This window comes from Streptomyces hokutonensis, from assembly GCF_042751305.1.
GTDB classification, from domain to species: Bacteria; Actinomycetota; Actinomycetes; order Streptomycetales; family Streptomycetaceae; genus Streptomyces; species Streptomyces hokutonensis_A.
Map to the genome: position 1 here is coordinate 269288 of NZ_JBHYWD010000007.1, position 14469 is coordinate 283756.

Below are 14469 nucleotides of genomic sequence, written 5' to 3' on the forward strand. Positions count from 1 at the left end.
ACCCTTACGCATGGCGCCCGTTGACCTTCACTGGGAACTTCATCGACATGGAGACACCTGACGTCGGCATCCCGGAACACCTCGCGGTCCGGATGAGCATGGCCGAGCAGTACGAGTACCTGCGCACCAAGCTGACCCGGCGCCGCACCCTGGTGACGGCGGGCGCGGTGGCGGGCGGGCTGCTGACGGGGTGCGCCGGCAAGAGCACCACCGACGCCAAAACCACGCTCCCCTCCCCCGCCACCTCGAAGGTCCCCGGCGCGGTGGTCACCCCCTTCGGCCGCCATCTCGCCTTCGGCACCGACCCGAGGACGGAGATGCGGATCTCCTGGCAGGTGCCGTTCGCGGTCAGGAAGCCGTACGTGCGCGTCGGGACGAAGCCCGACGACCTCGGCCGCAGGATCACCGCCGAGGTGCGCGCCCTGCACACCCCCGGCCTGACCGGCGTCCGCTCGGCGGTCGAGCAGTACTACGTCCACGCGGCCCTGGACGGCCTCCGCCCCGGCACGACGTACTACTACGGCGTCGGCCACGAGGGCTTCGACCCGGCCGCCCCGGCCCACCGCTCGACGATCGGCTCGTTCCGTACGGCGCCGGCGAGCCCGGAGAAGTTCGTGTTCACGGCCTTCGGCGACCAGGGCGTGAGCAACGCGGCGGCGGCGAACGATCACCTGATCCTGCGCGAGAATCCCGCGTTCCATCTGCACGCGGGTGACATCTGCTACGCGGACACCAACGGGCAGGGCAAGACGACGGACGGCTACGACCCGACGTACTGGGACCTCTTCCTCAAGCAGAACGAGGGTGTCTCCCGGACCGTCCCGTGGATGGTGACGACCGGCAACCACGACATGGAGGCCTGGTACTCCCCCGACGGCTACGGCGGCCAGCTCGCCCGCTGGTCCCTCCCGGACAACGGCTTCGACCCGTCGCACGCCCCGGGCGTGTACTCCTTCGCCTACGGCAACGTCGGCGTCGTGGCGCTCGACGCGAACGACGTGTCGTACGAGATCACCGCCAACCTCGGCTACACCGGCGGGAAGCAGACGAAGTGGCTGGACCGCAGGCTGGGTGAACTGCGGGCGGCGAAGGGGGTCGACTTCCTCGTGGTCTTCTTCCACCACTGCGCCTACTCGACCTCCGCGCACGCCTCGGACGGCGGGGTGCGGAGCGAGTGGCTGCCGGTGTTCGCGAAGCACCAGGTGGACCTGGTGATCAACGGGCACAACCACGTGTACGAGCGGACCGACGCCATCAAGAAGGGGCAGGTCGGCCGAGCGGTGCCCATCGGCGCATCCACCGACCCGACGAAGGACGGGATCGTCTACGTCACGGCGGGCGGCGGCGGCCGTGATCTGTACGGGTTCCCGGCGGGCGTCAAGGAGAGCTACGAGGGGCACGTCACCCGGCACGGGACGGTCGACACCATGCAATGGGCGAAGGGCCAGCACAGCCAGGCGGAGACGGTGGAGTGGTCGCGGGTGCGCTACCGGGGCTTCTCCCTCCTCTCGGTGGAGGCGGAGAGCGGCAGCACGCCGAGGCTCAGGGTGTCGGCGCTGGACCAGAACGGCAAGCGCATCGACCACTTCGAGGTGCGGCGCGGTCGCTGAGACCGCGCCGCACCCCGTGCGGGCGCGGCTCCCGGCTGATGGGTGGTGTTACCACGGCTTCCGCTGCTCAGTGGCCGGTCTCGCCGCCGTTGTCCCGGCGGTCGAGGGCGCGCTGGAGAGCGGCGGCGGCGTTCTTGCGCTCGGACTCGCTGGTGCGGGTCACGTGGCGGACGCGGCGGCGGACGGTCGTCTCGGCCATGGAGAATCGACTCCTTCGATAATTCCTGGAGTGCTGAAGGGGGTTACGAGACGCCGGAAGAGGCGGGGAGCCACGGACCGCAGGGGTTGCCTGCATGCTGTCCGGCTCACGGCCGCCATTCGCTTGGTCTAGCGAGACGTTCGGCTCCTACAAAGCTAGGACAGGACCGCGCATCTGTCTCCACAATTACTCGGACTTCCTACTATCTGAGACGGTGAAACGAGTCACGTTGCGTTGACCTGCGGTTTCCTTCCGGCCCGCAGTTCGCGGACCAGTGCCCTGACGGCCGCCGTCGCCGCCAGTTCGGGGGTGGTCACATAGCCGACCTTCCGCGTCGGCCGCTCCGCCCCGAGATCGGTGACCTCGACGGAGGGCGGCGCCCCGGCGAGCGAGAGCCTCGGCATGATGGCCATGCCGAAACCGCTGCCCACCATGGAGAGCACCGCCCCGTCGTCCTCGGCGCGCACCGTCGCCGCCGGGATCCAGTCCTGCGCGGCCCACCAGGCACGCGTGTGGGAGGAGCAGTTCTCGGCCCAGTCGACCAGCGGCAGCGAACGCGGCGCCGGGTGACCGACCGGGTGCACCAGCGCGTACGGCTCCTCCAGCAGTACGTCGCCCACCAGCCCCGGCGGGACCGGCGCACCGGTGCCGACGGTCGCGATCCCGAGGTCCGCCCGCCCCTCGGCCACCTCCCCGGCGGTGCCGGGCCCGACCTCCCGGACCACCCGCACGGTCGGCTCGATGCCAGGATGGGAGAATGCGAGGCGCTCCAGCACCGACGGCAGCAGATACAGGGCCGCGCTCCGGAACGCGGCGATCCGCAGCGGCCCGCCGACCACGGCCGTCCCCGCATCTCCCCCTCGTGTCTCGGCGACCATGACCTCCAGCATCCGCAGCACCCGCCGGGCATGCGCAACGGCCCGCGCTCCGGCGGGCGTCGGCCGGGCGCCGAACCGCCCGCGCTCGAACAGCACGACGCCCAGCTTGCGTTCGATGCCACGCACCGCGTGCGAGACGGCGGACTGGGTGCTCCCGAGCCGTGCGCCGGCCGCCGAGAACCCTCCCTCGTCCGCCACCGCGACCAGGGTCCTGAGCTCCTGCGGGCCGAGATCGACAGACTCCACCAGACGTCTCCCACCTGCTGCTATGAGGGCGATTCATGGACCGATCCGTTCCATGAGCGCAACCCTCTCCCCGACCTCCGCATTCCTGCCTACGGTCCGTACCCATGACCACGACCGACATCGCGCTCACCGTGCACCAGACGTCCCGCCCCACCGGCTTCCCCTCCCCCGCCCACTTCCGTTTCGTGGAGTCACCCGTCCCGGAGCCGGCCCCGGGCACCGCCCTGGTCGAGAACCTCTACTGGTCCGTCGACCCCTACCACCGCGAAATGATGGACGGCGACTTCGAGTTGAACACCCCGCTGGAGGGCCGCGCCCTCGGCCGGATCGTCGCCTCCCGTGACCCGGCACTGCCCGAGGGCGAGACCGTCTTCCACCGCGCGGGCTGGCGCACCCACTCGGTGGTACGGCCCGAGGAGGTCCGACGGCTCCCCCATCACGAGGGGGTCCCCCTGTCCGCCTACCTGAGCGTGCTCGGCGGCACCGGTCTCACGGCCTACGTCGGCCTCACCCGGATCGCCCGACTCCGCGAGGGCGACGACGTGTTCGTGTCCGCGGCGGCGGGCGGCGTCGGCACCGCGACCGGACGGTTCGCCAGGCTGCTGGGGGCGGGCCGGCTGATCGGCAGCGCGGGCTCGGCCCAGAAGGTGAAGTACCTGACGGAGGAAGTGGGTTACGACGCGGCCTTCGACTACCACACCGCCCCCGTGGCCGAACTCCTCGCAGGGGCAGCCCCCGACGGCATCGACCTCTTCGTCGACAACGTCGGCGGCGACCACCTCGGCGCGGCGATCGGCGCGCTGCGCGAACGCGGGCGGGTGGTGCGGATCGGCACGATCGGCCAGTACAACACCCCGGACGCGCCACCCGTGGTCTTCAACCACGCCGACGTGGTGGAGAAGAGCCTGCGCGTCGAGGGCTTCCTCGTGCGCGACTACCTCGACGTGCAGGAGGAGTTGTACGAGTTCGCCGTACCGCGTCTGCGGGCCGGGACGCTGGCGCTGGACGAGACGGTCGTGGACGGCTTCGAGTCGATCGTCGAGGCGTTCCTGTCGATGCTGCGCGGCGGGAACACGGGCAAGGTCCTTGTGCGGGCAGTCGCTTGACGCTCCGTCAGAGCACGTCCCCGTCCCGCCAGTCGAAGAGGAGATCGGCGTCGAGGTCGAGGGGTCCGGCGAGCGCGGGGCGGACATACGTACTGTCCTCCTCCTCGGGCAGATGGACGATGCCGTCCGCGCCGAGGGCGGAGATCTTGCCGCCCCACAGCCGCCAGCCGCGCGCGGTGTAGAGGCGGGCGCCGTCGTCGCTCGCGCCGAGCAGACCGACGTCGTAGGCGTGGTCGACGATCCGCTCCAGCTCGGCCATGATCCGGCCGCCGTGCCCACGGCGCCGGGCGTCGGGCCGTACGCCGACCCCCTCGACGTACCCGACCCGCAGCCAGCGGCCCTGATAGCGCACCCGGCGCATGACGACCGAGCCGTGTGCGACGAGCCCGTCCTCGTCGGCGAGGAGGGCGTGGAGGCCGCCGAGGCCGTGCTCGAAGTCCTGGTCGGTGAGGTCACCGGCGAAGGCGGCGTCCAGCAGCGCGCGGGCGGCGCGGAGGTCGGCCGGGGTGAGGTCGGCCGTGTGGGCGATGCGCATACGGATGGTCACGGGGTCAGTATCGGAGACACGGGCTCATGGCGCGCCGTCATCGGCGCATCGCCGTCGTCACCGCGTTGACGTCATGAGCGCATCGCCGTCGTCACCGCTTCGCGGAACCCGTGCGGGTCCTCGACCCACGGGAGGTGCCCGGCGCCCGCCAGGGTCACCCGCCGCACCTGGGGCAGCGCCCGCTCCAGCGAGTCGACGGCAGACCGGGGACGGATGTCCCGCTCTCCGTCGACGATGAGCACGCGGAGGTCGAGGGTCTCGCAGGCGGCGTACAGGGCGGGGGTGCCGGCGGTCTGTCGCGCCTCGGCGTTCAGGGCCTTGTTGCAGGCGAGGTTGATGGGGAACCACGGGTCGGCCATCCGCTCCGCGTGCTCGACGGCCCGCTTCCGGTCCACGAACTCGGCGGACCACTGGAGCACGGCCCGTTCACGGCTGTCGCCGGGCAACTCCCGCCAGCGGGCGAGCCGTTGGGGGTCTTCGCCGAGGCGGGCGAGGAGGTTCGCCTCGTAGGCGCCGTGCCAGTCGGCGTCCGGTCCGATGCCGGTGCCGCTGACGTAGACGAGCGCGGCGACCCGGTCCGGGTGGGCGAGGGCGTAGCCCAGGGCGAGTGATGCTCCCCAGGAGTGGCCGAGCAGCACCGGCCGTTCCGGCGCGAAGTGCCGTCGTACGGCGTCGAGATCGGCCACGAAGCGTTCGGTGGTCCACGGGCCCGCGCACGGCTCGGACCGCCCGCAGCCGCGCTGGTCCCAACGGACCACCGTGGTGCGGGAGTCGAACATCCCGGCCACGTCCTCGGACATGTCCCACAGTCCGGGTCCGCCGTGGCACAGCACCAGGGGTGGGGTGTTGGGCGTGCCACGGCCGGACCGGGAGGCCCACAGCCGTACTCCGTCGTCCGCCGTAACCGCCGTGTCCTGCATACGGGTTGGGGTCATGACGGGGAGTCTGCCGGTTGCGGGCGCCCTGCGGGTCAGCCCATGTGCGGGTAGGTGTAGTCGGTCGGGGCGACCAGGGTCTCCTTGATGGCGCGGGTCAGGGTCCAGCGCATCAGGTTCTGCGGGGCGCCGGCCTTGTCGTTGGTGCCGGAGGAGCGGCCGCCGCCGAAGGGCTGCTGGCCGACGACCGCGCCGGTGGACTTGTCGTTGATGTAGAAGTTGCCTGCCGCGTAGCGGAGCTTCTCCATCGTGTAGGCCGCCGCGGCACGGTCGTTGGAGATGACCGAGCCCGTCAACGCGTAGTCGGACACCGACTCCATCTGGGTGAGCATCTCGTCGTAGGCGTCGTCCTCGTAGACGTGCACGGCGAGGAACGGGCCGAAGTACTCGGTGGTGAACACCTCGTTGGCCGGATCGCTGCACTCCACGACGGTCGGGCGGACGAACCAGCCCACCGAGTCGTCGTACGAACCGCCCGCGACGATCGTGCAGTTGGGGTCCGCCTTCGCGCGGTCGATGGCCGCCTTGTTCTTGGCGAACGCGCGCTCGTCGATGACCGCGCCGATGAAGTTGGACAGGTCCGTGACGTCACCCATCGTCAAGTAGTCGACCTCGGCGGCGAATTCCTCCTTGAAACCGGAGTTCCAGATCGACGCCGGGATGTAGGCGCGGGAGGTCGCGGAGCACTTCTGGCCCTGGTACTCGAAGGCACCGCGGGTGAGCGCCGTCTTCAACACGGCCTTGTCCGCGCTCGGGTGGGCGACGACGAAGTCCTTGCCGCCGGTCTCGCCGACCAGGCGCGGGTAGGAGCGGTACTTCTCGATGTTGGTGCCGACCGTCTTCCACAGGTACTGGAAGGTCTTGGTGGACCCGGTGAAGTGGATGGCGGCGAGGTCGCGGTGCTCAAGGGCCACCTTCGACACCTCGATGCCGTCACCGGTGACGAGGTTGATGACACCCTTGGGGAGCCCCGCCTCCTCCAGCAACTGCATGAGCAGAACGGCGGAGTGGGTCTGCGTCGGCGACGGCTTCCAGACTACGACGTTGCCCATGAGGGCGGGCGCGGTCGGCAGGTTGCCCGCGATCGCGGTGAAGTTGAAGGGCGTGATCGCGTAGACGAAGCCCTCGAGCGGGCGGTGGTCGAGGCGGTTCCAGACGCCCGGGGAGTTCGCCGGCGGCTGCTCGGCGAGCAGGTCGCGGGCGTACTTGACGTTGAAACGCCAGAAGTCGACGAGCTCGCAGGGACAGTCGATCTCGGCCTGCTGGGCGGTCTTGGACTGCCCGAGCATGGTGGAGGCGGCGAGGGTCTCCCGCCACGGGCCGGACAGCAACTCGGCCGCGCGCAGGATGATCGCGGCGCGGTCGTCGAAGGACATCGCGCGCCAGGCGGGCGCGGCGGCGAGGGCCGCGTCGATCGCGTCCTGGGCGTCGTCCTGGGTGGCGTTGGCGTAAGTGCCGAGCCGCGCCTTGTGGTTGTGCGGCTGGACGACGTCAACGCGCTCGCCGCCGCCCATCCGCCGCTCGCCGCCGATGGTCATCCGCAGGTCGATCGGGTTCTCGGCCAGCTCCTTGAGCTTGACCTCCAGACGGGCGCGCTCGGGCGAGCCGGGCGCGTAGCCGTGCACCGGCTCGTTGACGGGGGTGGGGACCTGGGTCACAGCGTCCATGAGATCCGTAACTCCTTGTACGTGAGCGGGTGTTGGGTCAGCCCTTGGTGAGGGTGGAGCGGGCGAAGAAGAGGAGGTTGGCGGGCTTCTCGGCGAGCCGCCGCATGAAGTAGCCGTACCAGTCGGTGCCGTAGGCCGTGTAGACCCGCATGCGGTGGCCCTCGGCGGCGAGCCGCAGGTGCTCGTCGCTCCTGATCCCGTACAGCATCTGGAACTCGTACTCGTCGAGCTTGCGCCCGGCGCGCCGGGCCAGTTCCTGCGCGATGGAGATGAGGCGCGGGTCGTGGGACCCGATCATCGGGTAGCCGGAGCCCTCCATCAGGATCCGCAGAATCCGGACGTACGCCTTGTCGATCTCGTGCTTCTGCTGGAACGCCACCTCGGCGGGCTCCTTGTAGGCGCCCTTCACCAGCCGGACGCGGCTGCCGGCCTCGGCGAGGCGGCGGGCGTCGGCCTCGGTGCGGAAGAGGTAGGCCTGGATGACGCAGCCGGTCTCCGGGAAGTCCTTCCGCAGCTCCTCGTGGATCGCGAACATCGAGTCGAGGGTGGTGTGGTCCTCGGCGTCGAGCGTGACGGTCGTACCGATGGCGGCGGCGGCCTCGACGACGGGCCGGACGTTGGCGAGGGCCAGCTCGTGACCGCCGTCCAGCGCCTGCCCGAACATGGAGAGCTTGATGGACATCTCGGCCCGGGTACCCAGTTCGAGTTCCTTGAGCCGGTCGACAAGGGTCAGATAGGCGTCACGGGCCGCGGCGGCCTGCTCGGGGGTGGTGATGTCCTCGCCGACGACGTCCATCGTCAGCTCCAGGCCCTTGGCGGTCAGGTCCTGGACGATCGGCACGATCTCGTCGACGGTCTCGCCGGGGATGAAGCGGTCCACGACCTGCTTGGTCACCGGCGCCGCCGAGATCAGCCGACGCATCTGTTCGCTGCGCGAGGCGGCGAGAATCACGGGACCCAGCACGGGGGTACCTCCAAGCAGTCGGGCATACGGGCAACCACCGTGAAACCTAGGGTTGTCTCCGATCGTCGACCATCGACAGCTGTCACGCATCCGTGCCGCAGATCTCAGACAGATGTATGAAGGCGGCACGGATTCGGCGGGGGAATGCGCGAGAATGCCCGGGTGACATCCGATTCCAGAGGCGACTACCAGGAGCTTGTCGACGAGATCTCCGAACTGCTCGGCGCCCCGGCGACCCTGGAGAACCGAGACTTCGAACTGATCGCCTTCGGGGCCTACGACGGTGAGGGCGACCTGGACCCGACCGCCCTGGACCCCGTCCGCACCCGCTCGATCCTCACCCGGCGCTCCACGGCGGCGATCCGCACCTGGTTCGAAGGCTTCGGCATCACCCGGGCGACCGGCCCGGTCCGGATCCCGCCCACCCCGGAGGCGGGTGTCTACCGGGGCCGTATCTGCCTCCCCGTACGCCATCGGGGCGTCGTCCTCGGCTACGTCTGGCTCCTGGCCGACGACCCGGGGCCCACCGCCCCGCAGCTGGACGCGGCCATGGAGGTGACGTCCCGCATCGGCGCGCTGCTCGCGGACGAGGCGCAGCACGGGGCGGATCTCAGCCGGGAGCTGCGGGCGGTGCTGACCGCCGAGCGCGGTTGGCAGGGCGACATGGCGGTGGCGGCCCTGCGCACGGCCCTCGGCACGCGCGGCGACGGCCCGTACACGCTGGTGTGCGTCGCCCCCTGGCCGTCCGCCGATCCCGACGACGCCCCCTCGGCCCGTACGGTGCCGCACGCGACGGCGCTGTGCACGGTTCCGTGGGGGGCGGCGGAGCAGCAGTGCCTGGCGGTGCTGGTACGGCTGCGGTCGACGGACGCGGGGAGTTCGGCGGAGGCGGCGGCGACCCGTCTCCTGAAGGACGGCCCGACCGGCGCCCACCGCGCGGCGGGCATCGGCCGCCCCCGCGTCGGCCTCACCGACCTCGCAACCGCCTGGCAGGAAGCTGCGGCGGCGGCCCGCACCGCCCTCGCGGAACCCCGCTTCGCCCCGGTCGCCGACTGGTCCCGCATCGGCCCGTACCGCCTCCTGACCAGCCTCCCCCCGGACTCCGCCCACGACCCGGCGGTCGGCCCCCTGCTCTCGCCCGCCCATCACGAACTGGCCCGCACCGCCGAGGTGTACCTCGACCGGGCGGGCCAAGCGGGGCGCACGGCAGCCGAGTTGGGCATCCACCGCCAGACGCTCTACTACCGCCTGTCACGGGTGGAGCAACTGACGGGTCTTGACCTGGACGACGGGGAGGACCGGCTGTTGCTGCACATGGTGTTGAAGGGGGCTCGGCTGTAAGGCAGTTGGGGACTACCGCGCAAGGCGACGCGTCAGCAGGTCCGCCCGACGTAGTACGCGCCCTGGATCTTCCGGGCGGAGCCCAGCCAGGTCGTGCCGGGCCTGACGCACGCCTCGTGGTCGCGCGCCCGGGCGACCCGGACCTTGATGACGACATGCGAACCGTCCCTGGTGCAGTGGCGGTAGTAGGCGTCGGTACTGGTCTTGAAGAAGCCACAGGGGGCGGGAGACGCGGGGGCGGCGGCGGCCACCGAGCCGAGCGAGGTGAGCACGAGGGCTGCGGCACCGACGGCGCTGGTCACGACACGACGAACTCGCAAAGGGGACTCCTTGGCCGGCGATCGGTTGGGCGTTCGGACGGTCTGATACCGGCCCTACGATCGCCGCGCCGGCCGGTGCGGTTGCCCGAAGGCCGGGCCGTTCACCCGGGGAATCGATTTGTCGCTGGACCGATCGGGTGACATTCACCTGTGCGGCGCCGCCGGCCGACCGGGCGGTCCACCCGCCCGGAATTGGACCTGCCGGGCGCCCCGGCCCGCACCTGGTGTCGACGTCATGACGACCGGCCAGGCCGCCGGCTCCCCGACCCCCGCAACACCCAACTGCCCGTTCTCCGGCGCCACTTCGGGCGCCCGTCCCCCGCTCCTCACCCGCCCCCTGCTCCTCCGCTTCGTCAGCATGGTCGGCGCCAGTCTGAGCTTCTTCCTGCTGCTCTCGGTCGTACCGGCGTATGCCGCCGAGCGGGGCGGCGGAGGCGCGGCGGGGCTCGCGCTCGCTGCCGCAGATCCTCGGTGAGCGCGTCCCCTTCGGGTACGGCCACCGGGCCGAGCGTCCGCCGGGCGGCGGCACCGGCGCTGCGGGCCGGCGGACCGGCCGACTGGTGGGGCCGGAGGACCGGCGAACGACCGGCGGGTCACTGCGCCTTTCGCGCACCCTCCAACAACTGCCGCAGCCCCTCGGTGAGCCGGTCCGCGTCGGGCGCGGCCTTCGGGTCGAAGGTCCACTGCATGATGAGGCCGGACATCACGACCATGTAGAACGAGCCGAGCGTGTCGGCGGTCTCGTCCGACACCTCCTCCTCCGGCACGCCCATGAGCAGCGAGACCAGTCCCCGGCCGCCCTCGCGCTGTGCGAGCGCCAACTGGTCGCGGGCCTCCGGCAGTTGGTCGCCCATCGCCATGATCTCCCCGCTGAGCCGCCACATCGAGCCGGGCTCGCGGAGGGAGGCGACGACGTTCGACCAGACCTCCCTGAACCGCTCCAGCGAGCCCGGCGCCCCTTCGAGCCGCTCGCCCCACTCGAAGGACATGTCGTCCACCAGCGAGACGTAGGCCTGCGCGAGCAGCGCGTCCTTCGAGCCGTAGTGGTAGCCGATGGACGCGAGGTTCGTCCCCGACTCCTTCACGATGTCGCGCGCCGTGGTGCGCGCGAACCCCTTCTCCAGCAGGCAGCGCTTGGCGCCTTCGAGCAGATCCTCACGGTGTCCCATGCCCGCCACCCTACCGCCGATCCATACAGCCGTCCCATACGCACGACTTACACGCCCGTTCTAGACAAGCGTTTAATACGCGCGTACATTCGCTGTCATGACGAACTCGACGAGCTCGACGAACCCCGCGAGCACCCCCGACTCCCGTGCCGGGCGCCGCGAATGGACCGCCCTCGGCGTCCTGATGCTCCCGCTGCTCCTCGTCTCCATGGACGTCTCCGTCCTCTACTTCGCCATCCCGGCGATCAGCGCGGACCTGGAGCCCAGCGGCACCCAGCAGCTGTGGATCTTCGACATCTACGCCTTCGTCCTCGCCGGCCTGCTGATGACGATGGGCTCGATCGGCGACCGCATCGGCCGCCGCCGGCTCCTCCTGATCGGCGCGGCGGCCTTCGGTACCGCGTCCTTCGTCGCCGCCTACGCGAACAGCGCCGAGACCCTGATCGCGGCCCGCGCGGTCCTCGGCATCGGCGGCGCCACCCTGATGCCCTCGACGATGGCGCTGCTGCGCACGATGTTCACCGACCCCGGCCAGCGCGCGAAGGCGATCGGTCTGTGGTCCGGCGTGATGACCGCCGGTGTCGCGCTCGGCTCGGTGCTGAGCGGGGTGCTGGTGCAGTACTTCTGGTGGGGCTCGGTCTTCCTGATCAACCTGCCCGCGATGGCCCTGCTCCTGCTCATCGGCCCGTTCCTGCTCCCCGAGTCGAAGAACCCCGCCCCCGGCCGCTTCGACTGGCCGAGCGTCCCGCTGTCGCTGGCCGCCGTACTGCCCGTGATCTACGGCCTCAAGGAGATCCCGTCCGAGGGCTGGCACGTCCAGTACGTCGTGTCGATCACCGCGGGACTGCTCTTCGCCGCCCTCTTCGTCCACCGCCAGCGCACCGCCGCCTCCCCGATGATCGACCCCACCCTCTTCCGGGGCCGCGGCTTCGCCCCCTCCGTCGTCCTCAACCTCATCTCCGCCTTCGGGATGATGGGCTCGGCCTTCTTCACCACGCAGTACCTGCAGTCGGTGCTCGGCAAGAGCGCGATGGAGGCGGCCCTGTGGGCACTGCTCCCCTCGGTGCCGATTGGCGCGGCGGCCCCGCTGGCAACGACCCTCGTCCAGAAGGGAGTTGACCGCGCCTACGTCGTCGCGGCCGGCTTCGCCCTCGCTGCCTGCGGCTACGGCATGCTCGCCTTCACCGGCACCGACTCCCTCTGGCTTGCCCTGGCCGCCGCCGGTGTCCTCGCCTCCGGGATCGTCATGGTGATGTCCCAGATCATGGACCTCGCGATGGGCAGCGCGCCGGTGGAGAAGGCGGGCGTCGCGTCCTCGCTGATGGAGACGGGCGCGGAGTTCGGCGGCGCGCTGGGCATGGCGGTCCTCGGCTCCATCGGTACGGCCGTCTACCGCCATGGCATCCCGGCCTCGGCCCCCGCCCCGGCCCACGAGACCCTCGGCGGCGCCCTGGCCGTCGCCCGGCAGCTACCGGGGCACGCGGGAGATGCCCTGGCCGCGACCGCGCGGAAGGCGTTCACCGACGGAATGCACGGGGCAGGATTCGCGGGGGCGGTGCTGTTGCTGGGCGCGGCCTTCGCGGCGGCGCGGACCCTGCGGGGGCTGCGGGTGGCAGTCCAGGAGACCCCGGCGGAGGATGCGGCGAAGACCTCGGTGTGAGCCCCAACTGCACAGAAACGCCGGGCGGGTCGAGGATCCTCTCCTCGACCCGCCCGGCGTTCGCATATGGCTCAGACTCAGACCAGGTTCACCGAACGAGCCGACGTCGCGCCGATCTCCTCCGCCACCTCGGCCAGTACATTCGCCGCCACCGTGTCGTCGACCGTCAGCACGGCCAGCGCCTCGCCGCCCGCGACCGAGCGGGAGACCTGCATACCGGCGATGTTGATGCCGGACTCACCGAAGATACGGCCGACCGTGCCGACGACGCCGGGACGGTCCTCGTACCGCAGCACCACCATGTGGTCGGCGAGCGCGAGGTCGACGTCGTAGTCACCGACCGCGACGATCTTCTGGAGGTTCTTGGGACCGGCCAGCGTGCCGGAGACCGCGACCTCCTCGCCGCTGCTCAGCGTGCCGCGCACGGTGACGACGTTGCGGTGGTCGGCGGACTCGGAGCTGGTCGTCAGCCGTACCTCGACGCCGCGCTCCTGCGCGAACAGCGGGGCGTTGACGTACGACACGGTCTCGTCGACGACGTCCTCGAACACGCCCTTGAGCGCGGAGAGTTCGAGCACCTTGACGTCGTGCTGGGTGATCTCGCCGTAGACCTCGACGTCGAGGCGGACCGCGACCTCGCCCGCCAGCGCGGTGAAGATGCGGCCGAGCTTCTCGGCGAGGGGCAGGCCGGGCTTGACGTCCTCGGCGATGACTCCGCCCTGGACGTTCACCGCGTCGGGGACGAGCTCACCGGCGAGCGCGAGGCGCACCGACTTGGCGACCGAGACACCGGCCTTCTCCTGGGCCTCGTCCGTGGAGGCGCCGAGGTGCGGGGTGGAGACGACCTGGTCGAACTCGAAGAGCGGGGAGTCCGTGCAGGGCTCCTTCGCGTACACGTCGAGGCCGGCGCCGGCGACCCGGCCCTCCTTGAGCGCGGAGTACAGCGCCTCCTCGTCGACGATCCCGCCGCGCGCGGCGTTGACGATGCGGACGGTCGGCTTGACCTTGCGCAGCGCCTCGTCGCCGATCAGACCGACCGTCTCGGGGGTCTTGGGCAGGTGCACGGTGATGAAGTCGGAGACCTCGAGCAGCTCGTCGAGCGACAGGATCTTGACGCCCATCTGCGCGGCCCGCGCGGGCTGGATGTAGGGGTCGTAGGCGACGACCTTCATCCCGAACGCGGACATGCGCTGCGCGACGAGCGCGCCGATGCGGCCGAGGCCGACGACGCCGAGGGTCTTCTCGGCCAGCTCGACGCCCGTGTACTTGCTGCGCTTCCACTCGCCGTTCTTCAGCGCGGCGTTGGCCTGCGGGATGTGGCGTGCGGTCGCCAGCAGCAGACCGCAGGCCAGCTCGGCGGCGGTGACGATGTTCGAGGTGGGGGCGTTGACGACCATCACGCCGGCCTTGGTGGCGGCGGAGACGTCCACGTTGTCCAGGCCGACGCCGGCTCGTGCGACGACCTTCAGCTTCCGTGCGGCGGCGACCGCCTCGGCGTCGACCTTGGTGGCCGAGCGGATCAGGATCGCGTCCACGTCGGCGATCGCGGGGAGCAGCTCGCCCCGGTCGGCGCCGTTGCAGTGCCGGATCTCGAAGTCCGGGCCGAGGGCGTCCACCGTCGCGGGCGACAGCTCTTCAGCGATGAGTACGACAGGTTTCGAGCTCACGTGAGTCCTCACAAGTCCATTGCGTGCGGACGGCCGTCCCGACGGCCGCAGGCGGTGGAGGGGCTAGCCGCGGAGACGCACGACGCTGTGGGCCTGACGCGTATGTAGTACGGCAGTGTAGTGGCGCTCCGACAGTCGTCCTGCGCCTCTGCGGAAGGAT

Annotated in this window: 14 protein-coding genes; 5 read left to right on the forward strand and 9 right to left on the reverse strand. The window is 70.9% G+C overall.

Translation table 11 applies throughout. The annotated features are described in order from the left end of the window. Positions 1-47: 47 nt before the first annotated feature. Positions 48-1610, forward strand: coding sequence for a purple acid phosphatase family protein (locus ACFXC1_RS20935; protein ID WP_381244682.1), 1563 nt, complete (start codon positions 48-50; stop codon positions 1608-1610). 67 nt (positions 1611-1677) lie between these two features. Here the strand turns inward: ACFXC1_RS20935 and ACFXC1_RS20940 are convergent, their stop codons facing one another. Both ACFXC1_RS20940 and ACFXC1_RS20945 read right to left on the reverse strand, forming a co-directional pair. Further along, positions 1678-1809, reverse strand: coding sequence for a hypothetical protein (locus ACFXC1_RS20940; protein WP_019068673.1), 132 nt, complete (start codon positions 1807-1809; stop codon positions 1678-1680). A 224-nt stretch (positions 1810-2033) separates the two neighbouring features. After that, positions 2034-2933: a LysR family transcriptional regulator gene (locus ACFXC1_RS20945; protein ID WP_381244684.1), complete on the reverse strand. Its 900-nt coding sequence runs from the start codon at positions 2931-2933 to the stop codon at positions 2034-2036. 104 nt (positions 2934-3037) lie between these two features. On the opposite strand from ACFXC1_RS20945, the gene ACFXC1_RS20950 reads away from it, so the two are divergent. After that, a complete protein-coding gene (locus ACFXC1_RS20950; protein WP_381244686.1) occupies positions 3038-4039 on the forward strand; it encodes an NADP-dependent oxidoreductase in 1002 nt (333 codons plus the stop codon). 7 nt (positions 4040-4046) lie between these two features. On the opposite strand, the gene ACFXC1_RS20955 is transcribed toward ACFXC1_RS20950, so the two are convergent. The 4 genes from ACFXC1_RS20955 to ACFXC1_RS20970 form a co-directional block, all read right to left on the reverse strand. Next, positions 4047-4586, reverse strand: coding sequence for a GNAT family N-acetyltransferase (locus ACFXC1_RS20955; protein WP_381244688.1), 540 nt, complete (start codon positions 4584-4586; stop codon positions 4047-4049). A gap of 71 nt (positions 4587-4657) precedes the next feature. Further along, on the reverse strand, positions 4658-5506 hold the full coding sequence (locus ACFXC1_RS20960) for an alpha/beta fold hydrolase (protein ID WP_381244955.1): 849 nt from the start codon (positions 5504-5506) through the stop codon (positions 4658-4660). Between the two features lie 50 nt (positions 5507-5556). After that, positions 5557-7188, reverse strand: a complete 1632-nt coding sequence (pruA, locus tag ACFXC1_RS20965) for an L-glutamate gamma-semialdehyde dehydrogenase (protein ID WP_381244690.1) — start codon at positions 7186-7188, stop codon at positions 5557-5559. Positions 7189-7225: 37 nt separating this feature from the next. Then, entirely contained in the window at positions 7226-8152 is a 927-nt protein-coding gene (locus ACFXC1_RS20970; protein ID WP_381244692.1) for a proline dehydrogenase family protein, read from the reverse strand. A gap of 144 nt (positions 8153-8296) precedes the next feature. Here ACFXC1_RS20970 and ACFXC1_RS20975 point away from each other — a divergent pair, with 144 nt between their 5' ends. Next, a complete protein-coding gene (locus ACFXC1_RS20975; RefSeq protein WP_381244694.1) occupies positions 8297-9493 on the forward strand; it encodes a PucR family transcriptional regulator in 1197 nt (398 codons plus the stop codon). A 32-nt stretch (positions 9494-9525) separates the two neighbouring features. On the opposite strand, the gene ACFXC1_RS20980 is transcribed toward ACFXC1_RS20975, so the two are convergent. After that, positions 9526-9795, reverse strand: a complete 270-nt coding sequence (locus ACFXC1_RS20980; RefSeq protein WP_381244696.1) for a DUF6355 family natural product biosynthesis protein — start codon at positions 9793-9795, stop codon at positions 9526-9528. Positions 9796-10048: 253 nt separating this feature from the next. Between ACFXC1_RS20980 and ACFXC1_RS20985 the strand changes: the two genes are divergently transcribed. Continuing rightward, entirely contained in the window at positions 10049-10288 is a 240-nt protein-coding gene (locus tag ACFXC1_RS20985; RefSeq protein WP_381244698.1) for a hypothetical protein, read from the forward strand. Positions 10289-10406: 118 nt separating this feature from the next. Here ACFXC1_RS20985 and ACFXC1_RS20990 read toward each other — a convergent pair whose 3' ends face one another. After that, positions 10407-10982, reverse strand: coding sequence for a TetR/AcrR family transcriptional regulator (locus ACFXC1_RS20990; RefSeq protein ID WP_381244700.1), 576 nt, complete (start codon positions 10980-10982; stop codon positions 10407-10409). A 97-nt stretch (positions 10983-11079) separates the two neighbouring features. Between ACFXC1_RS20990 and ACFXC1_RS20995 the strand changes: the two genes are divergently transcribed. After that, the gene (locus ACFXC1_RS20995; protein WP_381244702.1) at positions 11080-12642 is read left to right on the forward strand and encodes an MFS transporter; all 1563 of its coding nucleotides are present in this window, start codon (positions 11080-11082) and stop codon (positions 12640-12642) included. A gap of 77 nt (positions 12643-12719) precedes the next feature. Here ACFXC1_RS20995 and serA read toward each other — a convergent pair whose 3' ends face one another. Next, positions 12720-14309, reverse strand: a complete 1590-nt coding sequence (serA, locus tag ACFXC1_RS21000; RefSeq protein ID WP_381244704.1) for a phosphoglycerate dehydrogenase — start codon at positions 14307-14309, stop codon at positions 12720-12722. Positions 14310-14469: the final 160 nt, after the last annotated feature.

Coding starts and splice junctions, on each gene's coding strand:
- ACFXC1_RS20935 (WP_381244682.1), top strand. CDS start 48: ATGGAGACACCTGACGTCGGCATCCCGGAACACCTCGCGGTCCGGATG.
- ACFXC1_RS20940 (WP_019068673.1), bottom strand. CDS start 1,809: ATGGCCGAGACGACCGTCCGCCGCCGCGTCCGCCACGTGACCCGCACC.
- ACFXC1_RS20950 (WP_381244686.1), top strand. CDS start 3,038: ATGACCACGACCGACATCGCGCTCACCGTGCACCAGACGTCCCGCCCC.
- ACFXC1_RS20960 (WP_381244955.1), bottom strand. CDS start 5,506: ATGCAGGACACGGCGGTTACGGCGGACGACGGAGTACGGCTGTGGGCC.
- pruA (WP_381244690.1), bottom strand. CDS start 7,188: ATGGACGCTGTGACCCAGGTCCCCACCCCCGTCAACGAGCCGGTGCAC.
- ACFXC1_RS20975 (WP_381244694.1), top strand. CDS start 8,297: ATGCGCGAGAATGCCCGGGTGACATCCGATTCCAGAGGCGACTACCAG.
- ACFXC1_RS20985 (WP_381244698.1), top strand. CDS start 10,049: ATGACGACCGGCCAGGCCGCCGGCTCCCCGACCCCCGCAACACCCAAC.
- ACFXC1_RS20990 (WP_381244700.1), bottom strand. CDS start 10,982: ATGGGACACCGTGAGGATCTGCTCGAAGGCGCCAAGCGCTGCCTGCTG.
- ACFXC1_RS20995 (WP_381244702.1), top strand. CDS start 11,080: ATGACGAACTCGACGAGCTCGACGAACCCCGCGAGCACCCCCGACTCC.